The organism is Breoghania sp. JC706, from assembly GCF_037026715.1.
Taxonomy (GTDB): Bacteria; Pseudomonadota; Alphaproteobacteria; order Rhizobiales; family Stappiaceae; genus Breoghania.
In genome coordinates this window covers 552,955-576,727 of the sequence record NZ_JBANCG010000003.1, presented here as the reverse complement: position 1 = coordinate 576,727, position 23,773 = coordinate 552,955, and the positions used below count along the sequence as shown (strand labels likewise).

20 protein-coding genes are annotated in these 23,773 nt (G+C 63.7%); 11 read left to right on the top strand and 9 right to left on the bottom strand.

The genetic code is table 11. From position 1 onward, the window contains the following. The first annotated feature begins 425 nt into the window (after positions 1-425). Entirely contained in the window at positions 426-1,622 is a 1,197-nt protein-coding gene (locus V2L18_RS08410) for a Tm-1-like ATP-binding domain-containing protein (protein WP_336177668.1), read from the top strand. Between the two features lie 9 nt (positions 1,623-1,631). After that, the gene (locus V2L18_RS08405; protein ID WP_336177667.1) at positions 1,632-2,462 is read left to right on the top strand and encodes a phosphoenolpyruvate hydrolase family protein; all 831 of its coding nucleotides are present in this window, start codon (positions 1,632-1,634) and stop codon (positions 2,460-2,462) included. 143 nt (positions 2,463-2,605) lie between these two features. Here V2L18_RS08405 and V2L18_RS08400 read toward each other — a convergent pair whose 3' ends face one another. Further along, on the bottom strand, positions 2,606-3,877 hold the full coding sequence (locus V2L18_RS08400; protein ID WP_336177746.1) for an MFS transporter: 1,272 nt from the start codon (positions 3,875-3,877) through the stop codon (positions 2,606-2,608). 270 nt (positions 3,878-4,147) lie between these two features. Here V2L18_RS08400 and cyoA point away from each other — a divergent pair, with 270 nt between their 5' ends. From cyoA to V2L18_RS08375, 5 genes are all read left to right on the top strand, one after another. Beyond that, on the top strand, positions 4,148-5,317 hold the full coding sequence (cyoA, locus tag V2L18_RS08395) for a ubiquinol oxidase subunit II (protein ID WP_336177665.1): 1,170 nt from the start codon (positions 4,148-4,150) through the stop codon (positions 5,315-5,317). 17 nt (positions 5,318-5,334) lie between these two features. After that, on the top strand, positions 5,335-7,332 hold the full coding sequence (gene cyoB, locus V2L18_RS08390; protein ID WP_336177745.1) for a cytochrome o ubiquinol oxidase subunit I: 1,998 nt from the start codon (positions 5,335-5,337) through the stop codon (positions 7,330-7,332). A 4-nt stretch (positions 7,333-7,336) separates the two neighbouring features. Next, complete coding sequence (cyoC, locus tag V2L18_RS08385) at positions 7,337-7,969, top strand: cytochrome o ubiquinol oxidase subunit III (protein WP_336177664.1); 633 nt, start codon at positions 7,337-7,339, stop codon at positions 7,967-7,969. Continuing rightward, positions 7,966-8,379 (top strand): cytochrome o ubiquinol oxidase subunit IV, encoded by a 414-nt coding sequence (gene cyoD, locus V2L18_RS08380; protein ID WP_336177663.1) that lies wholly within the window; start codon positions 7,966-7,968, stop codon positions 8,377-8,379. Before cyoC ends, cyoD begins: the two co-directional genes overlap by 4 nt. Positions 8,380-8,456: 77 nt before the next feature. After that, positions 8,457-9,173 carry an SURF1 family protein gene (locus V2L18_RS08375; protein WP_336177743.1) on the top strand — a complete coding sequence of 239 codons (717 nt, stop codon included), beginning with the start codon at positions 8,457-8,459 and terminating at the stop codon, positions 9,171-9,173. Between the two features lie 61 nt (positions 9,174-9,234). Here the strand turns inward: V2L18_RS08375 and V2L18_RS08370 are convergent, their stop codons facing one another. The 8 genes from V2L18_RS08370 to V2L18_RS08335 all read right to left on the bottom strand — a co-directional run bounded on the left by V2L18_RS08370 (position 9,235) and on the right by V2L18_RS08335 (position 19,438). After that, complete coding sequence (locus tag V2L18_RS08370; protein WP_336177662.1) at positions 9,235-10,053, bottom strand: DUF2066 domain-containing protein; 819 nt, start codon at positions 10,051-10,053, stop codon at positions 9,235-9,237. A gap of 79 nt (positions 10,054-10,132) precedes the next feature. After that, positions 10,133-11,263 carry a M20/M25/M40 family metallo-hydrolase gene (locus V2L18_RS08365; protein ID WP_336177660.1) on the bottom strand — a complete coding sequence of 377 codons (1,131 nt, stop codon included), beginning with the start codon at positions 11,261-11,263 and terminating at the stop codon, positions 10,133-10,135. Between the two features lie 32 nt (positions 11,264-11,295). Beyond that, the gene (locus tag V2L18_RS08360) at positions 11,296-12,456 is read right to left on the bottom strand and encodes a M20 aminoacylase family protein (protein WP_336177658.1); all 1,161 of its coding nucleotides are present in this window, start codon (positions 12,454-12,456) and stop codon (positions 11,296-11,298) included. A 5-nt stretch (positions 12,457-12,461) separates the two neighbouring features. Continuing rightward, the gene (locus tag V2L18_RS08355; RefSeq protein ID WP_336177657.1) at positions 12,462-14,159 is read right to left on the bottom strand and encodes an ABC transporter ATP-binding protein; all 1,698 of its coding nucleotides are present in this window, start codon (positions 14,157-14,159) and stop codon (positions 12,462-12,464) included. 3 nt (positions 14,160-14,162) lie between these two features. Then, positions 14,163-15,017, bottom strand: a complete 855-nt coding sequence (locus V2L18_RS08350; RefSeq protein WP_336177741.1) for an ABC transporter permease — start codon at positions 15,015-15,017, stop codon at positions 14,163-14,165. 41 nt (positions 15,018-15,058) lie between these two features. Further along, positions 15,059-16,000: an ABC transporter permease gene (locus V2L18_RS08345; RefSeq protein ID WP_336177656.1), complete on the bottom strand. Its 942-nt coding sequence runs from the start codon at positions 15,998-16,000 to the stop codon at positions 15,059-15,061. Between the two features lie 135 nt (positions 16,001-16,135). Then, positions 16,136-17,722 (bottom strand): ABC transporter substrate-binding protein, encoded by a 1,587-nt coding sequence (locus V2L18_RS08340; protein WP_336177654.1) that lies wholly within the window; start codon positions 17,720-17,722, stop codon positions 16,136-16,138. Positions 17,723-17,911: 189 nt separating this feature from the next. Next, entirely contained in the window at positions 17,912-19,438 is a 1,527-nt protein-coding gene (locus V2L18_RS08335; RefSeq protein ID WP_336177652.1) for a M81 family metallopeptidase, read from the bottom strand. 338 nt (positions 19,439-19,776) lie between these two features. Here V2L18_RS08335 and V2L18_RS08330 point away from each other — a divergent pair, with 338 nt between their 5' ends. From V2L18_RS08330 to V2L18_RS08315, 4 genes are all read left to right on the top strand, one after another. Next, positions 19,777-20,556 carry an IclR family transcriptional regulator gene (locus tag V2L18_RS08330; RefSeq protein ID WP_336177650.1) on the top strand — a complete coding sequence of 260 codons (780 nt, stop codon included), beginning with the start codon at positions 19,777-19,779 and terminating at the stop codon, positions 20,554-20,556. 163 nt (positions 20,557-20,719) lie between these two features. Next, positions 20,720-21,619: a LysR family transcriptional regulator gene (locus tag V2L18_RS08325; RefSeq protein ID WP_336177649.1), complete on the top strand. Its 900-nt coding sequence runs from the start codon at positions 20,720-20,722 to the stop codon at positions 21,617-21,619. A gap of 152 nt (positions 21,620-21,771) precedes the next feature. Beyond that, positions 21,772-22,203 carry a formate dehydrogenase subunit gamma gene (locus V2L18_RS08320; RefSeq protein WP_336177740.1) on the top strand — a complete coding sequence of 144 codons (432 nt, stop codon included), beginning with the start codon at positions 21,772-21,774 and terminating at the stop codon, positions 22,201-22,203. Continuing rightward, positions 22,200-23,768 (top strand): NADH-quinone oxidoreductase subunit NuoF, encoded by a 1,569-nt coding sequence (locus V2L18_RS08315; RefSeq protein WP_336177648.1) that lies wholly within the window; start codon positions 22,200-22,202, stop codon positions 23,766-23,768. Before V2L18_RS08320 ends, V2L18_RS08315 begins: the two co-directional genes overlap by 4 nt. The last annotated feature ends 5 nt before the right edge of the window (positions 23,769-23,773 follow it).

Below are 23,773 nucleotides of genomic sequence, written 5' to 3'. Positions count from 1 at the left end.
GCCCCGATTGGAATAATTTTCCAAAACCGGCGCCGCACATGCAAGTGCCGCAAGGACAATACGTGCCCTCCCTTCGGCACAGGGTCATGCCAAACAAATTTCCGCCGACACCATGCCCCCCTCGCCCGGCACCAACCTGCGAAAATCGAAGATCCGCGGCCGGTGCTCGACATCATAGGGAAAACCGGGGCTCATGAACATCCGACCCAAGCGATCCTCCCGCACAATCGGCCTCCGGCTGTCGTCCATGTATTGCCGACGCCATCCTTTGCTGTTTCCCTTGGGCCGACTCGATGCTGCAGAGGCGGTTCCCCAGGCCGCCCCGGGCATGCCCGCCAATGCGACCTCATGCCCCTCTACGCATCCAGTTCCTCAGCAAATACGGTCGACGAAATCGGCGTCGGCCGGACCAAGGGAGACGAAACGTGGGAAAACTCTATGTTGTGGGGACCTTCGATACCAAGGAGCCCGAGCTGCGGTTTGCGGCCGAAGCCGCGAGAAGCACGGGCGCGGAGGTTCTGCTCGTTGACGTGAGCACACAGGGCTCGCCCGGCGGAGCCGATTTCGATCCGGCGACAGTCGCCTCCTTTCATCCCGATGGCGCATCGGCCGTTCTTGAGCGAACCGACCGCGGCGAGGCGGTCACGGCCATGGCGGAAGCCCTTTCGGCGTTTTTCCGCACCCGGGACGACATTGGCGGTGTTCTCGGCCTTGGCGGAAGCGGCAACACGGTGCTGGTGACGGAAGCCATGCGCACGCTTCCAGTGGGAACGCCCAAACTGATGCTGTCGACTGTCGCATCCGGCAACACCGCGCCCTACGTCGGCCCCAACGACATCGCGATGATGTATTCCGTCGTCGACATTGCCGGCCTGAACGCGATTTCCCGACGGATCATCGCAAATGCGGCCTATGCGGCGGCCGGCATGGTCCAGGGCAAGATCCCCAGTCACGAAGGCGACAAGCCGGCCATCGGCATGACGATGTTCGGCGTCACGACCCAATGCGTGACGCAGGCCCGCAAGAAACTGGAGGACCGTTTCGACGTCGCCGTGTTCCACGCAACGGGCATCGGCGGGCAGTCGATGGAAAAGCTCGCCGAGAGCGGCTTTCTGCGCGGCATGCTCGACGTGACGACAACGGAAGTGGCCGATCATCTCGTCGGCGGCGTCTTCCCCTGCACCGACGACCGCTTCGGCGCCGCCATCCGCACCAGGCTACCCTATGTGGGCTCGGTCGGCGCGGTCGACATGGTCAATTTCGGCGCGATGGAAACCGTGCCGAAGGAGTTCCGCAACCGCAACCTCCACGTCCACAACGCCCAGGTCACCCTGATGCGCACGACGCCGGAAGAGAACCGGGCGATCGGCAAGTTCATCGTGGAACGGGTCAACCGCATGGAAGGACCGGTCCGCTTCTTCCTGCCGCTCAAGGGCGTCTCGATCATCGACGCGCCCGGCATGCCGTTCCACGATCCCGAAGCGGATGCGGCCCTGTTCGAGACGATCCGCGCCGAATGGATCGATGCGCCCAACCGCAAGCTGATCGAACTCGACAACAACATCAACGACCAGGCGTTCTCCGATGCGATCGCCGAAACGTTCCTCGAACTGATCAGGTAGGATCAAGCCATGACAGACATGTCCAGAACCGCCATTCTCGCCAAGCTGCGCAAGAAGATCGCCGACGGACTACCGATCATCGGCGGCGGCGCCGGCACGGGTCTTTCCGCCAAATGCGAGGAAGCCGGCGGCATCGACCTGATCGTCATCTACAATTCCGGCCGCTATCGCATGGCCGGACGCGGCTCGCTCGCCGGCCTGCTCGCCTACGGCAATGCCAACGAGATCGTCAAGGAAATGGCGCGGGAAGTGCTCCCGGTCGTCAAGCACACGCCAGTGCTTGCCGGCGTCAACGGCACCGATCCCTTCATGATCACCGACCACTTCCTCGACGAGCTGAAGGAACTGGGCTTCGCCGGCATCCAGAACTTCCCGACCGTCGGTCTGATCGACGGCACCTTCCGCGCAAACCTGGAAGAGACCGGCATGGGCTACGCGCTGGAGGTCGACATCATTGCGGCCGCCCGCAGGAAGGACATGCTGACGACGCCCTATGTCTTCTCAAGCGAGGACGCGAGAGCGATGACGGAGGCCGGCGCCGACATCATCGTCTGCCACATGGGCCTGACGACCGGCGGCGCCATCGGCGCTGAAACCGCTGTCACGCTCGACGACTGCGTGGAGAAGATCGCGACCTGGGCCGAGGCTGCGCGTTCCGTGCGCGACGACGTCCTCGTGCTCTGCCATGGCGGGCCGATCTCGATGCCGGACGATGCCGCCTACATCATCAAGAACGTGCCCGGCATCGACGGCTTCTACGGCGCCAGCTCCATGGAGCGTCTGCCGACCGAAGTCGCCATCCGTGAACAGATCGAGAAGTTCGGCAAGATCCGCCGCTGAGGCACTCTGGCCTTGGCTTGACGCGCCCCGCGCTCGGGTTGCTTGAAAACACTGCGGCGACCGTTCGTGATGAACGGCCGCCGCAATCGTTTTAGGCCCTCTTTACGCGCCAGAGCGCTCATCCCGCGCGCATCACAAGCGGATCAGGAATCCGCAAGCCTGCGGTTCAGCGCAAGCGCGATCAGCGTGCACACGGCGCCCGAGAGCAGATAGAGGCCCGCCATCGCGATGCCGTACGTGCTCGACAGATAGAGCGCGGCAAAGGGCGCGAACCCGGCGCCGAACATCCATGCCAGATCGGATGTCAGCGCCGACCCCGTATAACGGTATTCGTTGGAGAAGCTCGACGCCACGGCTCCCGAGCACTGCCCGAAGGACAGCCCGAGAAGCGCAAAGCCCACCACCATGAAGACCACATCGCCCGTGCCCACCTGATCGAGGAGCACGGGAGCGAGCCCGCTGAACAGTGCGATTGCGACCGCGCACCAGGCGAGCAGCCGTCGCCGGCCGATCCGGTCCGCGATCCACCCCGACAATACGATGGTGCCGAGCCCGACGAACGCAGCCGCCACCTCGATCATCAGGAACTCCGCCGTCTCGTGACCGCTGACCAGAAACACCCACGACAACGGGTAGACGGTCACCATGTGGAAGAGGGCGAAGCTCGCCAACGGCGCGAAGGCGCCGATGACGATGGCACGCCCCTGCGCGCGCACGGTCGAGATCACCGGAGTCGGCTGGAGATCCCGGCTCGCAAAGAGCCGGCGGAACTCGTCCGTATCGACGATCCGCAGCCGGGCGAACAGGGCCACCACGTTGAGCGCGAAGGCCACGAAGAACGGATAGCGCCAGCCCCACGAGAAGAAGTCGTCCGCGGAAAGCTGGCTGACGAGATAGGCGAAGAGCCCGCTTGCCACCATCAGACCGAGCGGCGCGCCCATCTGCGGCACCATCGCATACCAGCCCCGCTTGCCCTCCGGCGCGCTCAGGGAAAGCAACGAGGCCAAACCGTCCCAGGTCCCACCCAGTGCGACGCCCTGCCCGATCCGGAGGATCGCGAGGATTACGATCGATGCGGCTCCGATCTGACCGTATCCGGGCAGGAAGGCGATGCAAACCGTGGAGGTTCCCAGCAACAGCAAGGCCACCGTCAGCTTGACCCCGCGCCCGTGTGCACGATCGAGCGCCATGAACACGGTCGAGCCTATGGGGCGCGCGATGAAGGCGAGCGCGAAAATCGCGAACGAGTAGAGCGTGCCGGTCAACGCGTCGACGAAGGGGAAGACGAGTCGCGGAAACACCACAACCGACGCGATAGCGAAAACAAAGAAATCGAAAAATTCTGAAGTGCGACCAATGATCACACCTATGGCGATATCGCCAGGGCGCACGGCATGATCGCCCCCTGACCTGATATCAGGGCTAACCCCTACTGTTCCCGACGTAACTTCCATTTTTGGCCCCTATTTCCTCCCGGTGCGGGCATACCGCACCCCACAGGCCCGAACGAGTATCGGACGCAGGGGCAGCTTATGCAACTGTAGGAGCCCTCACTTCTCTTTCCCCCAAAACCCCCTCTATAACGGCGCGACAAACCGTCACTGTTGCGAATTCTCAATGACTGCGGGGCACCTTGCCGGCGGTCGCAGCTGTGGCGAACCTCAAACCGAAACACGGGTAACGTCTTGAGTCGGATCCGCGCTCTCTTCGTCCTCCCCCTCCTCACCCTGCTGGGGGGATGCAACCTCGTCGTCCTGAATCCCGCAGGCGACATGGCAATCCAGCAACGTGACCTCATCGTGGTCGCCACCGTGCTGATGCTCATCGTCGTGCTGCCGGTCATGGCTCTGACCGTCTTTTTCGCCTGGCGCTACCGCAAGGGGAATGACGCAGACTACAAGCCGGACTGGGACCATTCGCTGAAGCTGGAGCTGATCATCTGGGCCGCCCCCCTGCTGATCATCATCTGCCTCGGCTCGGTGACGTGGGTGACCACCCACATGCTGGACCCCTACCGCCCGCTCGACCGGATCGCGGAAGGCAGGCCCGTGCCCCAAGACGTCAAGCCGCTCGAGGTCGAGGTCGTCGCGCTCGACTGGAAGTGGCTGTTCTTCTACCCCGAATACGGGGTGGCCACTGTCAACGAGCTCGCAGCCCCCATTGATCGCCCGATCACGTTCAAGATCACGGCCTCCTCGGTGATGAACTCCTTCTTCATCCCCGCCCTCGCCGGCCAGATCTACGCGATGCCGGGAATGGAGACGAAGCTCCACGCGGTCATCAACAAGCCGGGCGTCTATGACGGCTTCTCCGCCAACTACTCCGGCGCCGGCTTCTCCGGCATGCGCTTCAAGTTCCACGGCATGTCGAACGATGACTTCGCAGATTGGGTCGCGAAGGTCCGTGGAGCCGATCAGACGCTCGACCGGCAGACCTACCTTGCCTTGGAGCGCCCGAGCGAGAACGTTCCGCCCGCCTACTACGCCGGTTATCAGGACGATCTCTACCAGCGCATCCTGAACATGTGCGTCGACCCGGCGAAGATGTGCATGGGCGAGATGATGGCCATCGACGGCAAGGGCGGCCTGGGCGTTGAGGGCATCCACAATGTCCTGCCCAAGGAACTCGAATACGACAAGCATCAGCGCCGAGGCGCCATCTTCGGCCCGCAGCCGAGTTACGTCGCAAGCCTTTGCACCGATACCGACCCGTTCGGCACACGCGGAGCGGGTGCGGCGGGCAAAACCGAGCAGGAGCCGCGACAGGCAGGTGCGGGAACCGCGCCTTCGCCCGCGGCAACGCCGATTTCCCTGCCGGCACAGCCCCGAAACGCCCCTCGGCCCGACAACATCTGAGATCCTCGCGAACCATGATGAACCATCAACAGACATCGTTCCTGCTGGGTCGGCTGGGCCTCGACTCGCTGCCCCTGCACGAACCGATCCTCGTCGCCACCTTCTCGGTGGTCGCGCTCGGCGGCATCGCCGTTTTCGGCGCCATCACCTATTTCCGCCTCTGGGGCTACCTCTGGCGGGAATGGTTCACCACCGTGGACCACAAGCGCATCGGCATCATGTACATGATCCTGGGCATCATCATGCTGCTGCGCGGCTTCGCCGACGCCATCATGATGCGCCTGCAGCAGGCGATTGCGTTCGGCGGATCGGACGGTTACCTGCCCGCCCACCACTATGATCAGGTCTTCACCGCCCATGGCGTGATCATGATCTTCTTCGTGGCGATGCCGGTGGTGACAGGGCTGATGAACTACGTCGTGCCGCTTCAGATCGGCGCCCGCGACGTGTCCTTCCCGTTCCTCAACAATTTCAGCTTCTGGATGACGACCGCCGGCGCCGTTCTGGTGATGATGTCGCTGTTCATCGGCGAGTTCGCCCGCACCGGCTGGCTCGCCTATCCGCCGCTGTCCAACATCGCCTACAGTCCGGACGTCGGCGTCGACTATTATATCTGGGCCTTGCAGATCGCAGGCGTCGGCACGTTGCTATCCGGCGTCAACCTGATCTGCACGATCATCAAGATGCGCGCGCCCGGCATGAAGATGATGCAGATGCCGGTCTTCACCTGGACGGCGCTTTGCACGAACGTGCTGATCGTCGCCGCCTTCCCGGTGCTCACCGCCGTCATGGTGCTGCTGTCGCTCGACCGTTACGTGGGAACGAACTTCTTCACGAACGACTTCGGCGGCAACCCGATGATGTATGTCAACCTCATCTGGATCTGGGGCCATCCGGAGGTCTACATCCTCATCCTGCCGATGTTCGGCGTCTTCTCGGAAGTCACCTCGACCTTCTGCGGCAAGCGCCTGTTCGGCTACACCTCGATGGTCTACGCCACCATCGTCATCACCATCCTGTCCTACCTCGTCTGGCTCCATCACTTCTTCACGATGGGCTCGGGCGCGAGCGTGAACTCGTTCTTCGGCATCACCACGATGATCATCTCGATCCCGACCGGGGCGAAGATGTTCAACTGGCTGTTCACGATGTACAAGGGCCGCATCCGCTACGATCTGCCGATGATGTGGACCGTGGCCTTCATGCTGACCTTCGTCATCGGCGGCATGTCGGGCGTGATGCTGGCGGTTCCGCCGGCCGACTTCTCGCTCCACAACTCGCTGTTCCTGATCGCGCACTTCCACAATGTGATCATCGGCGGCGTGCTGTTCGGCCTCTTCGCGGCCATCAACTTCTGGTATCCGAAGGCCTTCGGCTACAAGCTCGATCCGTTCTGGGGCAAGATCTCGTTCTGGTGCTGGGTTATCGGCTTCTACCTCGCCTTCATGCCGCTTTATGTGCTCGGCCTGATGGGCGTCACCCGCCGCATGCGCGTCTTCGATGATCCTTCGCTGCAGATCTGGTTCGTGATCGCCGGGATCGGCGCGGCAGTCATTGCCGTCGGCATCGGTGCCTTCCTCGTCCAGCTCGTCGTCAGCTATATGAAGCGCGAGCAGCTGCGCGACACCACGGGCGACCCCTGGGATGCGCGTACGCTGGAATGGGCGACCTCCTCGCCCCCGCCGGACTACAACTTCGCGTTCACGCCCGTCGTGCATGACCTCGACGCCTGGTGGGACATGAAGCAGCACGGCTACAAGCGGCCGTTGACGGGCTACAAGCCGATCCACATGCCCAAGAACACGGGCGCCGGCATCATCCTGGCCGGCCTGAGCCTGGTCACCGGCTTCGCGCTCATCTGGTACATCTGGTGGCTTGCGGCGCTGGGCTTCATCAGCCTCCTCGCCGTCGCCATCGGTCACACCTTCAACTACAAGCGCGACTTCCACATTCCCGCCGAAGAGGTGGAGAAGACGGAAAACGAGCGCACGCGCATCCTCGCCGCACAGGGTTGATCACATGACAGCAACTGCAAGCGCCGCGCAGGACACCGCAACGCGCATCTACCACCACGAAACCGAGCACACCCATCCGGAAGGCTCCAGCACGCTGCTGGGGTTCTGGATCTACCTGATGAGCGACTGCCTGATCTTCGCAGTCCTTTTCGCGACCTATGGCGTTCTCGGCGGCAACTATGCTGCCGGGCCGGCGCCGAAGGATCTGTTTGAGCTGCCGCTGGTCGCTCTCAACACCTCCATGCTGCTGCTCTCCTCCATCACCTACGGTTTTGCCGTCATCGCGATGCAGAACCGCAACCGGAAGAGCACCCAGACCTGGCTGCTGATCACCGCGCTGTTCGGCCTCGCCTTCATCTCCATCGAGCTCTTCGAGTTCTCGGAGCTGATCCACGAAGGCGCCACGCCACAGCGCAGCGCCTTCCTGTCGTCGTTCTTCACGCTGGTCGGCACCCACGGCCTGCACGTGACCTTCGGCATCGTCTGGATCTTCACGCTGGTGACCCAGATCGCCAAGCATGGTCTTGTGGAAGCCAACCGCCGCCGGCTGATGTGCCTCAGCATGTTCTGGCACTTCCTGGACGTCGTCTGGATCGGCGTCTTCACCTTTGTCTATCTGATGGGAATGCTGCGATGAGCGCTGAAGAGCACGTCATGGACGCCCCCAGGGACAGCCATGGGGACAGCCATGGGGATCCCCACGGCGACCACCACGACACCGCCCCCGCGCACGCGACGCTCGGCGGCTACATGAAGGGGTTCATCCTCTCCGTCATCCTGACGGCGATCCCCTTCTACCTCGTCATGACCGGGACGCTGGACAATCACACCACCGTCGGCATCGTCATGGCCATGGCGGTCGTCCAGATCGTGGTCCACATGATCTACTTCCTGCACATGGACGCCAGGTCGGAAGGCGGCTGGAACCTGCTTTCGCTGATTTTCACGATCATCGTCGTGGCGATCACGCTGGCCGGCTCGCTGTGGGTCATGTACCACCTGAACGTCAACATGATGCCCCAACACGACATGAGCCAGTTGCCGTGAAGAACACCCATGACGGCGCGGGATCCGGTGGCGGCGACGCGCCGGCCCCGCGCCGTCATCGAAACAGGGGGACGCTCATACTGCTGGGCGTCCTCATCCTTGCCGGGCTGATCGGCGGCACCGCACTCGGCGTCTGGCAGATCCAGCGCAGAGCCTGGAAACTCGATCTGATCGACCGGGTCGAAACCCGCGTCCACCAGCCCGCCGCCCCCGCTCCCGGCCCGGACGCCTGGCCGACGATTTCCCGCGACGGCGACGAATACCGCCACGTCCGGGTGACAGGCCGCTTTCTCGACGACCACGAAACGCTCGTGCGCGCCACGACCGACCTTGGCAGCGGCTATTGGGTCATGACGCCCTTCAAGAGCGAGCGCGGCTTCACCGTGCTCGTAAACCGCGGCTTCATTCCACCCGACCGCAAGGATCCTGCAAGCCGGAACGAAGGCCGGAAGATCGACGGTACAGTCGCCGTTCAGGGATTGCTGCGCATCAGCGAGCCGAAGGGCGGTTTCCTGCGCTCCAACGAACCGGCAAAGGGACGCTGGTATTCCCGCGATGTGCGGGCGATCGCGAAAGCGCAAGGTCTGACGGACGTCGCCCCCTACTTCATCGACGCCGACGCGGCGCCCAATCCGGGCGTCTATCCGGTGGGCGGACTGACCAAGGTCAGCTTCTACAACCACCACCTTTCCTACGCGCTCACGTGGTTTGCCCTGGCGCTGATGTCGCTTGCCGCCGGCGTCTACCTGCTGCGTGAGGAGCGCCGTGGCAGCAAGGCCGGGCCTTCGGCATGAAAGCGCTGCCCGCTTCGGCTGCTCCGGGCGGACCGCGTCACGGCTTTGACCCAAACGCGCCCTATCGCGCCTGACGCAACAATTCGCTCGCACCTCCCAACCCGTCGCGAAAGGCCGCGTCGAAGGTCGTGGACGCCTCGTCCCAAAGCTTTGCGGATCCGTCGTAGGCGATGCTCCAGCGCGCCTTCCAAAGAAGCTTCTCCGCATCCCACGTCAGAATGCCGTTCAGGATGACGTCGCCGCCGGAACGTCTCGCCAGATCGGCGAGCGTCGAGGCGGGCGGATTGTCCGCATCCATCGAGCCGACATCGACCGCCGCAAGCGTCGCAACATCCGGCAGCGCGATGGTCAGACCCCGCTTGTCGGCTTCCGCAAGAAGCGCGTCGCGCTGCCCGTTTCCCTCAGCCCCATCGTTTGTCAGAAAGAAACCGTTGCCCTGAAACTCGACCTTCACCAGAGGCGTGATCACCGGCCGGGGCAGCGGCCACTTCTCGAAGCCGAGATCAGTGATCAGCGTATCGATCTTCTCCGGTTCGAAATGGACCGTCAGATCATAGGGGCGGTCCCGCGATCCCTGTTCGTCGTGGTGAGGGATCCCTTCCATGCGGTCGCGATAGCTATAGCTCGCCACATAATCGCCGGCGCGACCGATCTCGGCCCCAAGCCTTTCGTCCTGTAAAATATGCGAGGTGCCCGTGACCTTCACGAGCACCTGCCGGAACGTTTCCTCGATGCCGGGCCGCCTCGTCTCCTCGCGCTGTCCAGTGACAAAGGTGACGGCGCTGTAAAGGGCTTTCTCGTCCACTCCGGCCGCACTCGCAGGCGCTGCCAGCGGCAAAAGCAACACGAACCAGCTCAACAGCATCGATACCGCACGCATAGGACAGTCCTCCCCTGTCAGATCCACACACCGGACCTTAACCCGGCCGCGGCGAGCGCACCCTTGTGGCTCAATCCACTCACCTCAGCCGGAGCACGAGCCCGGCGATCAGTTGCGCCCGCTCCACGAGACTGTCGACATAGATGTGCTCGTTGAGCGTATGCAGCCCCTTGCCGCGCACGCCGACGGAATCGATGGTCGGAATGCCCATCGCGCCGGTGAAATTGCCGTCGGATCCGCCGCCCGCGCTGCAATGGGGCAGATCGAAGCCGATTTCCGAGGCGATCTCCTTGGTCACTTCGTAAAGCGCCATCGTGCCCTCATCCGGCTCCCACACCGGCCGCGTCACTCCCCGCGTGACCTCGATGATCACATCGTTTTCCTCGCCGGAAAAGGCCAGCATGCGCTTCACGCCCTCGTCGAGATCATGCTGGCGCTTGGCCATCGAAAGCACCTGCGCCTCGCAGGAGGACGAAACGCAGTTGACCCACTGCCCGGCATGGATGACGCCGACGGAAAAAGTGCAGTCGTCCGTCGTCATCGCCTCGATCTCGAGGATCTTGCGCGCCATGGCCGCGATCGCAGAGCGTCCCTCCTTGAGCGACCACCCGGCATGGCTCGGACGCCCGGTCGTCTTGATGTTGAACCGCGCGATGGCATAGCGCCCGGTCACCGCGGAACCGTCATGGTGCGCCGGCTCCGGCACGATGACGTACCTGCTCTTGGCCGCTTCCTGTTCGATGAGATTGCGGGTCGACGGCGTTCCGACCTCCTCGTCGGGCGTCAGCAGCACCGTCACGGGAAGCGGCGTCTCGACGCCCGCCTTCACAAGCTGGCGCAGCGCTTCCAGCGAAACGAAGTTGCCGGCCTTCATGTCCTGGATTCCCGGCCCATAGCAGCATCCGTCTTCCACCTTGAAAGGCAGCACATCGAGCGTGCCCATGGGGTGGACGGTATCGAGATGCCCGCTGATCAGGATGCCGGGCTTGCCGATGTCCTTGTGGGGAAACTTCGCGCGCAGCGACCCACCGAAGCCCATGCGCCCGGGAATGCGCTCGATCTCGGCACCCGCAGCCGCAAAATCATAGGCCGCCAGATCCATCATCCGGTCGACGGCCGCCGCATCGTGGGTCGGGCTCTCGCACTCGATCCAGGGTCTCAGGCCGGCGATCATCTCGTCGGTATCGAAAGGCAGGGCCTTGTAGTCCATGGCAATCACCTCGGCAGAACATGCTGGAAAAACTAGAGCGGCAGACGCGTTTCGATGAGGCGCGCCATGATCGAGGCCCCGACCGGCAACATGTCGTCATCGACCACGAAGCCGGGATTGTGGAGCGGAACCGATCCCTTGTGGCCGATCCGGCAATAGGCGCCCGGCACCACAGCCAGCATGTCGGCGAAATCCTCACTGCCGGTCACGAGCGCGGTCTCGACGCGCGCATTCCCCTGCCCCACGACATCCTGTGCCGCCTTCAGATAGGCCTCGGAAAGATCCGCATCGTTCTTCAGAACCGTGAACATCTGCCAGACCTTCGCCTCGATCTCGACCTCGAAACTCTGCGCAAGGCCTGCGCAAACCTGCTCCACGCGCGCGTGCATGAGATCGCGCACATCGTCGGAGAAATAGCGGATCGTGCCGGCGATCGTGGCCTTGTCTGGTACCACGTTGTAGGCGGAACCGGAGTGAACCTGAGTAACGGAGAGAACCGCCGGCTCCTTGGGGTCCACATTTCGGCTGACTATGGACTGCAACGCCTGCACCAGCTGCGTCACCACGACGATCGGATCGCGCGACTGGTGCGGATGCGCGGCGTGACTGCCGACACCGTTGATCGTGATGTCGAAGAGGCTGGCACCTGCCATCGCCACACCCGGCTTGATGGAGAAGGTGTTCTCATCCGCCCCGGGATCGTTGTGCATGCCGTAGATTTCATCGCATGGGAACTTCTTGAAAAGCCCGTCCTCGACCATGGCACGCGCGCCGCCCAACCCCTCCTCGGCGGGCTGGAAGATGAAGACCACGCGACCGTCGAAATCGCGCGTCTCGCTCAAGTAACGTGCGGCACCCAGCAGCATGGTGGTGTGCGCGTCGTGCCCGCAACCATGGAAGCGACCCGGGTTCTGCGAGGCGAAGGGCAGATTGGTCTGTTCGTCCATCGGCAGCGCATCCATGTCGGCACGCAGCCCGATGGTGCGGCCTCCCGGTCCCTTGCCCTGCAGGACGCCGACAACGCCGGTCTTGCCGATCCCGCGATGAACCTCGATACCCCAGGAGGCCAGCAATTCGGCAACGATCCCCGAGGTCCGTTCCTCCTCGAAACCGATTTCGGGATGCGCATGGATATCGCGCCGGACAGCCGTCAACTCTTCCGCAAAGCTCGCGATTTTCGGCAGGATCGTCATGAAGGTCACTCCGTATGGGACTGGATAGCTGGCATTTCGCTTGATTTGGAAGGCAGCGGCCGGAAGTTGGCGAAGTCCCAGCCGCGGCCGGGCGCCGCCTCGATGAGCGCACGCGTATAGGAATGGCGCGGATTGGCGAGCACATTGGCCGCCGTATCGTGCTCGACGATCCGCCCTTTCTGCATCACGACGACTTCGTCACAGATCTGTGCCGCGACCCGCAGATCGTGGGTGATGAACAGGATCGCGATCCCGAGTTTCCTTTGCAATTCGTCAAGCAGATCGAGCACCTGCGCCTGCACCGAGACATCGAGCGCGGAGACGGCCTCATCGGCCACCAGTACGTCCGGCTCCATGGCGATGGCGCGCGCAATGGCGATGCGCTGGCGCTGGCCGCCGGAAAACTGGTGCGGGTAGCGCTCGATCGCATCTTCCGGCAAGCCGACGAGCGCCAGCAGTTCCCGCGCCCGCGCCATCGCGACAGCCCGGTCCTGACCGCAGTTGAGCGGGCCCTCGACGAGGCTTTGCCCGATGGTCCAGCGCGGATTGAGCGAGCGGAAGGGATCCTGGAAGACGATCTGGATATGGCGGCGATGCGGCCTGAGCTGCTGGCGGGTAAGCCTCGCAATCTCCCTGTCGGCCACCTTGATGGACCCGTCCGTCGGATCGATCAGCCGCATGATGCAGCGCGCGACGGTGGACTTGCCCGACCCGCTCTCGCCGACGATGCCGAGCGTGCGCCCGCGCGAAATGGTGAAAGATACATCGCGCGCCGCCTTCGTCGGCTCGCGGCTCACGAACCAGCCGCCGCGCGCGTAATATTTCATCAGTCCGGCGACGCGCAGAACCGGATCTCCGCCCGCATCCACCCGCGGCGGTCGCGGCACGAGGCTCGGCACCGCGCGCAGCAGGTCGCGGGTATAATCTTCCTTCGGCGCGCGAAGAAGAACTCCCGCCGGCGCCTGCTCCACGATCCGCCCGTGCTTCATCACATGCACGGTATCGGCGATCTCGGCGACGACGCCCATGTCGTGGGTGATGAACAACACCGCCGTGCCATGCTTCTCCTGTAACTCAGCGATCAGACTAAGGATCTGCTTCTGGGTTGTGACATCGAGCGCAGTCGTCGGCTCGTCGGCGATGAGAAGCTGCGGCTCCAGGATCAGCGCCATCGCGATCATGATGCGTTGGCGCTGGCCGCCGGAAAGCTGGTGCGGGAACGACGCATAGATCCGCTCCACATCCGGCAGATGAACCTGTTCGAGAATGTCGAGCACCCGGCGTTTCTTCTCGCGCTTGGGCAGCCGGACGTGGGCGTCGAGCACCTCCTCGATCTGCGCGCCGACCCGGATCACAGGATTGAGCGCCGTCATCGGCTCCTGGAAAACCATGGAGAGGTGGCTTGCGCGTTCGTCGCGCATCGACTGCGCAGAAAGATCGAGCAGGTTCTTGTCTCCCAGCACGATCCGTCCGCCGTCAACCTCCAGCACGCCCTTCGGCAGCAGCCCCATTGTCGCAAGCGAGGTCACCGACTTGCCAGATCCGCTTTCTCCGACGAGACAGGCCGTCTCTCCCGCGCGAATCGTCAGCGAGATGCGATCGAGGATCGGCCGGGCATCGGCATTGCCGGCGAGCCGAACCGTAAGGTTCTCGATCCGGAGGACCGTCGGCGCTTCATCGAAATTGCGGGACTTGAACTCCATCGCTCACGCCTCCCGCTTCTTCAGGCGCGGATCGAGGAGATCGCGCGCGGTATCGCCAAGGAGATTGATCGACAGGATGCACAGCGACAGCATCAGCCCCGGCCAGAAGATCAGCATCGGCTTGATCTGGAAGTAGAGCCGGCCCTCGGCCATGATGTTGCCCCAGGTCGGGATCTCGGTGCTCACCCCCGCGCCCAGGAACGAGAGGATCGCCTCAACGAGAATGGCGGAGGCGCAGATATAGGTGCCCTGCACGATGAGCGGCGCCAGCGTGTTGGGCATCAGGTGCTGCCACAGGATCTTCGGCATGGAGGACCCCAGCGCGATCGCGGCCTCGACATAGGGCTCCTCGCGCACCGACAGCACGACGGAGCGCACGAGCCTTACGACGCGCGGGATTTCCGGGATGGTGATGGCGCTGATGACCGACCACAGGCTCGGCCCGTTGAGCGCGACGAGCGCGATCGCCAGCAGGATCGAGGGGATCGCCATCAGGCTATCCATGATCCGCATGATCACCGCATCGGCGGCGCGGAAGAAGCCCGAGACGAGGCCGATGAAAAGCCCCAGCGCGACGCTGACCACCGCCGCACCGACGCCAATGAAGAGCGAGACGCGCCCGCCCATCATCACCCGCGAGAACACATCCCGGCCGTAGGCGTCCGTGCCCAGGAGATAGGCCTCGCTGGAGCCCTTGAGCCGGTGAAGCGCATCGATGGCGAGTGGATCGTGGGGGATGTAGAGCGGCGCCGCGATGGACGCGATGACGATGATCGCGAGCACGAGTGCGGCGATCGCCGGTCCGGCGCCCAACCGCAGGCCCTTCGGCAGCGACAGCACGCCAAGCACGGTCTGCATGCCGGAAACGGGTTGAGGAGCGTGTTGAGGAGCGGCTGGCATCAGTAGCGGATCCTCGGGTCGAAGAAGCTGTAGGAAAGATCGATCAGCAGATTGATGAACACATAAGTGCCGCTCATCAGCAGGATGATGCCCTGGATGACCGGATAGTCACGCGCCAGGATCGCATCGACGGTAAGGCGCCCGACGCCGGGGATATTGAAGACGCTCTCGGTCACCACCACGCCACCTATGAGCAGCGCGAAACCCGTGCCGATGATGGTGAGGATAGGCACCGCCGCATTCGAAAGCGCATGCCGGAAGAGCACGACCCGCTCTTTCACACCCTTGGCCCGCGCGGTGCGGATGTAATCCTCGCCGAGCACCTCCAGCAGGCTCGCCCGCGTCATGCGCGCAATCAGCGCGACGTAGATGGTCGCAAGCGTCAGGCACGGCAGGATGGCGCGAGAGAGAAACTTGCCGAAATCCTGTGATGGCGGCGTGTAGCCCTGCACCGGCAGCCAGCGCAAGTCGATGGAAAAGAACTTGATCAGCACGTAGCCGATGACGAAGACCGGCACGGAAAAGCCCAGCACCGAGAAGCTCATCACCGCATAGTCAACCCATGTACGGTGCCGCCAGGCCGCGACCACGCCCATCGGCACGGCGATCACGACCGACAGAATGATCGTCAGGATGGCGATGTTGATCGTCGGCCAGATCCGCTGCCCGATCATCTGAGAAACAGGCGTGTTGGAAATGAGCGAGATCCCCAGATTGCCGTGCAGAAGCTGGTCAACCCATGTCGTGAACTGGACGTAGATGGGTTCATTGAGCCCGAGCGACGTGCGGATGCGTTCAAGCTGCGCCGGCGTCGCGGCATCGCCGGCGAGGATCGCCGCCGGATCGCCCGGTGTCAGTCTCAGGAGAAGAAAGACGAAAACGGCGACGATCAGCATGACCGGAATGACCGCCAGGACTCGTCTGAAAATGTAGCCAATCATCGGCCGCAGGATCCTTGGCAACGAAGCGGGAAAGAAGATCGGGAGGGGCGGCGGGCGCGAGGCAGCCCGCCGCCAACTCATTGCGGATACTGACGATATTTCGGCGATCCGCGGAATGCGGCGGAACGCCCGCGCTCAGTCGGCCTTCTTGATGCCCCAGAACACCGGCACCGGCGACTGGATCATGTCGGTCAGCTTGTTGGAACGCGCCTGCGGCGACAGGAACTGGCCGAGTGGGATGTAGTTGACGACATCCATCGCATGCGCCTGGATCTTGTGGGCGACCGCCTTGCGCTCTTCCGGCGTCTGCGCCGCGATGAACTCCTTGCGCAAGCTTTCCAGCTTCTCGTCGGTCGGCCAGCCGAACCACGCATCGTTGCCGCGTCCGTTCAGCATCGGACTGATCAGCGGCGAGTTGATCTCCGGCACCGCCCAGTTGGTGAAGAACAGGTTCCAGCCGCCTTCCGAGGGCTTCGCCTGACTGGCACGACGGGTGACCAGTGTCTGCCAGTCCATCGGCTGCATGTCGACGGTGAAGCCGGCATTGCGCAGCGCCTGCGCCGCGACGATCGGCTGGGCGGAGATCGTCGGCACGTCCGTCGGCTGCATCAGCACGACGGGCGTTCCGTCATAGCCGGCCTCCTTGAGAAGCTTCTTCGCTCCCTCGATGTCGCCGCCATTGATCAGCGTATCGGCGCCCGTCTCGTCCTCGAGCGGCGTCCCGCAGCCGAACATCGCGCCGCAAATCTTGTAGTAGTCGGGATTTCCGACCAGCGTGCCCATGATGTCCTGCTGGCTCAGCGCCATCATCGCCGCCTTGCGGATCTTCACGTTGTCGAAGGGCGGATAGAGGAAGTTCATCCGTCCGATGGACTGGAAGCCCAGCGGATCGCGCACCTCCACCGTCACGTCCTCGCTCGCCTGCAGGATCGGCAGCAGGTCGACCGGCACCTGTTCCTGATAGTCGATCTCGCCGGACAGCAGCGCATTGATGGTGGTCTGGGCGTCGGGCATCGTCACCCACTTCACCTTGTCGACATTCACCACCTTGCCGCCTGCCATCCAGTCGGACGGCTCGTCGCGCGGCACATAGTCCGCGAATTTCTCGTAGGTGACCGAGACGCCGGGCTGGTACTCGCTCTCCACGAAGCGGAACGGGCCGGAGCCGATGTAGTTGGTGATGGCCTGGTCCGGCGGCGTCGCCGCGACACTTGCCGGCATGATGAAGGGCGGGATGGCCGACTGCTTGGAGATCGTGTCGAGAAGTGGCGGATAGGGCTCCTTCAGGGTCCACACGATGGTCTTGTCGTCCTTGGCCTCAAGGCTGTCGGTAACGTCGAAGATGAGCTGGCCGCCGGAATCGCGCTGTCCCCAGCGCTTCAGCGAGGCGACAGCATCGGCCGCCGTCACCGGCTTGCCGTCATGGAACTTCAGCCCGTCGCGCAGCGTGAAGGTGTAGACGGTCTTGTCATCCGAGATCGTCCAGTCGGCCATCTGCGGCTTCGGCGTGAACGTATGGTCCTGCGCCACCAGCACGTCGTAGATCATGTAGCCATGATCGCGCACGATATGGGCGGTGGTGATGATCGGGTCGAGCACCCGAAGGCCGGAATGCATGACCGCCGTGATGGTCTTCTCCGCAGCCTGGGCGGCCGTGCCGAGCCCCGCTCCCGCCAGCATAACGCCAGCCATTAGACCGACGGCGACATGACGTGCCGCCATCTTCCATCGCCGCGAAGACGCGCGTCGGTCATCCCCCTGGATCCTGTCCGTCTCACTCAACATCGTCTTCCCTCATCCGGTTAAAGGTGAATCTCGCGGTGTTGTTATTTATCACCGGCCTTGTCACTGCCGGTAAAAAGTGGACGTTCGCCCCTCTGTCTTCATGCCGTCACCCGTGTCGAAACGGGCTCAGGCAGGCTCTTCCTTTCTCATGTCCGCCTTGAAGGCGGCCCCCTTCGGCGACAGCCGAATCCCGGGTTTCAGCCGGGTCCACGGCAGATCGGCGGGATCGAGTGCCATCGGCCCGGGCGCGGTGCAGACCAGTATGGTCTCCGCAATCGGCTCGAAATCGGCCCTGAAATGGACCGAGCTCTTGTTCACCAGGATAGCCTGATCGCGCGGCTCGATGCCGACAAACCTGTACATCGCCTGATCGGCAAGTTGCGCTTTGCGGCTGGCGACAACAACCCGTACCCCGCCGATCGACAGGCAGGCGGAAGGTCCAAGCTCCAGCGTTGTGCCGCCATAATAGGGCCCGTTCGCCCGAACCCGGCCGTTGGACAGAGCTTCCACCCGGAACCCCGCCTCGAACGGCTCATCGCCCGCAATGCCAGATTTGCCGCCGAGCGCCAGGCTCACCCATGCGCCCTCGCCCGCCTCATGCGCGAATTTCGCAGCCTCCGGATCGACGATCAGGCCGATGGCGGCACGTTCCACCTTGTTGCGCACCAGCGCCCGCAACATTCCCGTCGTGTCGGAATTGCCGCCCGCGCCGGGATTGTCCTGCGTATCCGCGATGACGACGGGCCGGCTTGCGCCTTGCGCGATCCGCATCGCCTCGAGCACTCCTTCGTCCGCATCGTAAGCGCGCCCGGCGAAATCCGCCTCGCTGGCGAGAATCCGGCCGCAAAGCGCATCTGCGGCGCGATCCGCTTCCTCCTGCGTCCACGCGTAGGCGAGCACGCTCTGCGCACAATCTTCGAAATCCGCCGCCGGAAAGCCCATCAGATAGGACGCACTGACGACTGCCCCATCTTCCGCGTCCCGGACGGCCTGATAGATCCCTTTGGCCGGCTCCTGCCCGGTGTACTGCCACGGGATCGGGATCAGATAGGGCAACTGGCGGAAAGCCTTGGCAAAGGGACGCGCCCGCGCCATCAGGGTGTCGAGCTGTTCCGCCGCCCGCCGGCCGGTCTCCGCCATGTCCACGTGCGGATAAGTGCAATAAGCCACCAGCACGTCGGCATTTTCCACCATCCGCGCCGTCACGTTGCCGTGCAGATCGAGACTGACCGTGATCGGCACGTCGGGCCCGACGAGTTTCCGCACACGCTCGATGAGCGCACCTTCGCCATCGTCCAGATGCTCGCACACCATGGCGCCGTGCAGATCGAGATAAACGCCGTCGACCGGCCCCGCACTTGCGAGGCGATCAAGCATTTCGCCGGCGATCCCCTCAAAGGCCGCCACCTCGACATGGGCGGACGGGATGGCGCCGGCCCAAAGCAGCGGCTCCACCGACCATCCCTTGCGCTCCGCCACCTCGATGGCGCCGGCGATGCCGACATTCACGCCGCGCGCCCGCGCCAGGATTTCCGTCCCCCGGCACATGGGCAAATGCCCGCCACCCTGAACGAAATCGGCCAGTGTCGCCCGCGAGGGGGCGAACGTATTGGTTTCGTGCAGAAACCCGGCAATGGCGACGCGTTTGGCCATGGTGTTACCTGAATTTCACGGACATGAGGACCGCGTCGGCATCCGCGTTCGGTAGCGGATCACCGATGCTCCCGATGCCGTATCCCCGGATACGCAGACAGGAGCCCAGAAGAGCGGCAGGGATGGAGAAAGACGCACAGATCGATGAGAAAGCCCCCGGTGTGGGATTCCTGATTTGGGATTCTTGCGGAGTTGCCGGATGCGCCACGAGGATGTATTGCATGCCGATACGACCGTATTGATTATTACGGTAAGGGTGTTTTTACGTCGGGGTCAATGGACCGAGTGACCGTTTTGGAGGCGAAGTGGGAAGCAATAATGTGCAACCGGACCGCGGATTGCGCGCAAATGATACCGCCAATTCTTCCGATCCCCTTTTTGTTCAATCCATTGAGAGGGCCATCCGGGTCCTTTCCAGCTTCCACCAGGCCGACAAGCCGCTGACGCTCGCCGAGATCGCGCAGGCCTGCGGGCTGGGAAAAAGCGCGGTGCAGCGCGTCGTCTTCACGCTTCGGGAACTGGGCTATATCGAGCGCGACCCGGCCGACCGCGGATATGTGCCCGGCCTGCGCGTCCTCGACCACGCGCTCGATCACCTGCGCCTCAATCCGCTCGTCGAACGCGCCTCGCCCGTGCTGCTGGAACTGCGGCGCAACGTTCGCGAACGGGTCGACCTCAGCCTGCTGGACGATCTGCGCCTCGTCTATGCCTCCCGGCTGCAATCAAAGCGCGAGACCTTCTACGCCACCCTTGTGGGACACAGCGTGCCGGTCTTTTGCACCTCCGGCGGGCGCGCGATCATGGCTGCGATGGGCGACGACGAGGTGGACGACATCATCGAGCGCTCCGACCGCCGCCCCTATACGCCGAAAACGGACGTCACCCCGCAGGCCATTCGCGCCGCGGTCGATGAAGCCCGCGGGAACGGCTATGCTCTGGCAATCGAGCAGATCCAGGCGGGAGAGATCGCCATCGGCGTCGCGATCCTGAACTCCGATGGTCGGCCGCAGGCGGCCATCCACGTGGCAGGCTCCCTCGCCGAATGGTCGCCGGATACCTTCAGCGCACGCTTTGCACCGCTTGCCATGGAGGCCGCCCGCGCGATCGGCTGGCGCTGAGGCACCATCTTACCCGCGGACGGCCCGGGCCCATTTCCCCCGCCTACGGGGCCTGACGCCCTGAACACCGTGGCAACCCGATCGATTCAATCCGACAAAGATATGATCTAGGGTGTGCTCCGATCTTCGCGCGGCCCTGAGCCAGTCTGGAGCGTTCATCGCCATGATAGACAAGCTGGAAATGTTCATCGCCCTGGCGAAGCAGAAGCATTTCGGCCACGCGGCGGAGGAATGCCGCGTCACCCAGCCCACTCTGTCGGCCGGCATCAAGCATCTGGAGGACCTGCTCGGCGTCAAGCTCGTCAGACGCGGCTCGCGGTTTCAGGGGCTGACGCCGGAAGGCATGCGGGTGCTCGACTGGGCCCGGCGCATCGTCTCCGATGCCCGCGCCATGCAGCACGAGATGCATGCCGCGCGCCACGGCCTTACCGGCGATGTGCGGATCGCCGTCATCCCGACCGCGCTTTCCATGGTCAAGAACCTCACCGCGCCCTTCTGCGAACGCCACCCCGACATTCGCTTCACCATCCTCTCTCGCTCTTCGGTCGAGATCCTGTCGCTCGTCATCAACCTCGAGGTCGATGCCGGCATCACCTATCTCGACAACGAACCGCTGGGAAAGGTGACGACCGTGCCCCTCTACAAGGAACACTACCGCTTCGTGACCACCGACAGCGGCCCCTTTGCCGACCGCGAAAGCGTCACATGGTCGGAGGTAGCAAGCCTTCCATTGTGCCTCTTGACCGAAGACATGCAGAACCGGCGCATCGTCGACCGGCACCTGGAGGAGGCCGGAGTGACCGCGGCACCGACGCTTGAGTCGGACTCGGTCATTGCCCTGTTCAGCCATATCCATACCGGCAAATGGTCCGGCATCATGCCCTCCAAACTGGTGGAGACCTTCGCCTCTTTCCCCTCCCTCCGATCGCTGCCGATCACGGCGCCGGATGCGGAACATACTGTTGGAATCATTGCCAATTATCGGGAGCCCTACACGCCGGTCATTGCCGCGTTGCTGCAGCAGGCCAAGACCGTTTCCGAGTTCCCCGCAGCGCAACGATAGAATTGTGCAATCGCGAAACGGCAGACCTTTATTGAACCCGCGCTCGCTGGCGCCGCATACTAGCTAAGAAGAATTCTACATTAGCTGCGCACGGGAGACGCTCAATGACTCACCCGCCCTCCGCCGAGGACGTCGCAATACGTGTGACGGAAATGGTCGACGCATATGCGGAGCGGGAGGGGCCCCTCCTGCTCATCCTGCATGATGTTCAGGAGGCTTATGGCTACGTGCCCGCCGAAGCGCTGCCCGTCATTGCCAAAAAACTGAACCTCAGCCGCGCCGAAGTTCATGGCGTGATGAGCTTCTACCACGACTACCGCGAGAAGCCGGCCGGCCGCCATGTCATCCGGCTTTGCCGGGCCGAGGCCTGCCAGTCGCTTGGCGCAGAGAAGCTCGCCGACCATGCCCGCCAATGCCTGGGCCTCGACTGGCACGAGACGTCAGCCAACGGTGCGGTCACGCTCGAACCCGTCTTCTGCCTCGGGCTTTGCGCCTCCGCACCCGCGGCAACCGTGGACGGCAAGCTCGTCGCGCGCCTCGACGAAGACCGCCTGGATGCCGCGATCCAGGAGGTGAGCGCATGACGACCCGGATATTTGTCCCCCTCGATTCCGCATCCGTGGCGCTTGGCGCCGATGAGATCGCCGCCGCGATCACGGCCGAGGCGGCGCAGCGCGGCGTGGCTGTCGAGATCGTGCGCAACGGTTCGCGCGGCCTCTACTGGCTGGAGCCGATGGTCGAGGTCGAAACGCTCAAGGGCCGTATCGCCTATGGCCCCGTTGCTCCCTCCGACGTGCCGGGTCTGTTCGATGCGGGATTTCAGAGCGGGGCCGACCATGCGCTTTCGCAAGGTCTGACAGAGGAAATCCCCTTCCTCAAGAAGCAGACGCGGCTGACATTTGCCCGCTGCGGCCTCACCGATCCGCACTCGCTTCAAAGCTACGAGGAATTCGGCGGACTGCGCGGCCTGCGCAACGCGGTGAAAATGACGCCGGAGGAGATCGTGGAGACGGTCACCCGGTCCGGTCTGCGCGGCCGCGGCGGCGCAGGCTTTCCCACCGGCATCAAGTGGAACACGGTGCTTCAGGCCGCGGCCGATCAGAAATACATCGTCTGCAACGCCGACGAAGGCGACAGCGGTACCTTCGCCGACCGCATGATCATGGAGGGCGATCCCTTCGTCCTCATCGAGGGCATGGCGATCGCCGGCATCGCGACCGGTGCCACGAAGGGTTACCTCTACACGCGTTCCGAATACCCGGACGCCATCGCGGCGGTCGAACAGGCAATCGTCATCGCCCGCAAGGCCGGCGTTCTCGGGCCGGACGTGCTGGGTTCGGGCCGCGCCTTCGACATGGAAGTGCGCATGGGGGCCGGCGCCTATGTCTGCGGGGAGGAAACCTCGCTGCTGAACTCGCTTGAAGGCAAACGCGGCGTGGTGCGCGCCAAGCCGCCCCTGCCCGCGCTGGAGGGCTTCCTCGGCCGCCCGACCGTTGTGAACAACGTCATGTCGCTGGCGAGCGTCCCGATCATTCTCGACAGGGGCGCGGAATTCTACCGCGATTACGGCGTCGGCAAGTCGCACGGCACCATCCCCATCCAGATCGCTGGCAACGTCCGTCACGGCGGCCTGTTCGAGACGGCCTTTGGCTTGCCGCTCGGCGAGATCGTGGAGGAGATCGGCGGCGGTACGCTGACCGGTCGTCCCATCCGCGCCGTCCAGGTGGGAGGTCCGCTCGGCGCCTACTTCCCGCCCTCGAAATTCGACACCATCTTCGACTACGAGTCCTTCACCGACGCGGACGGCCTGATCGGCCATGCAGGTATCGTCGTCTTCGATGACACGGTCGACATGCTGAAGCAGGCCCGCTTCGCCTTCGAGTTCTGCGCGCTGGAATCCTGCGGCAAGTGCACCCCCTGCCGCATCGGCGCGGTGCGCGGCGTGGAGGTGATCGACCGCATCGCCGCCGGCAAGGTCGATGGCGAGAATGTCGATGCCCAGATCGAACTGGTCACCGACCTTTGCGAGACCATGAAATTCGGATCGCTCTGCGCACTGGGAGGTTTCACCCCGTTTCCGGTGGTGAGCGCGCTGACCCATTTCCCGGAGGACTTCCGTCCCCGCACCCTCAAGCAGGCGGCGGAGTAACAGCC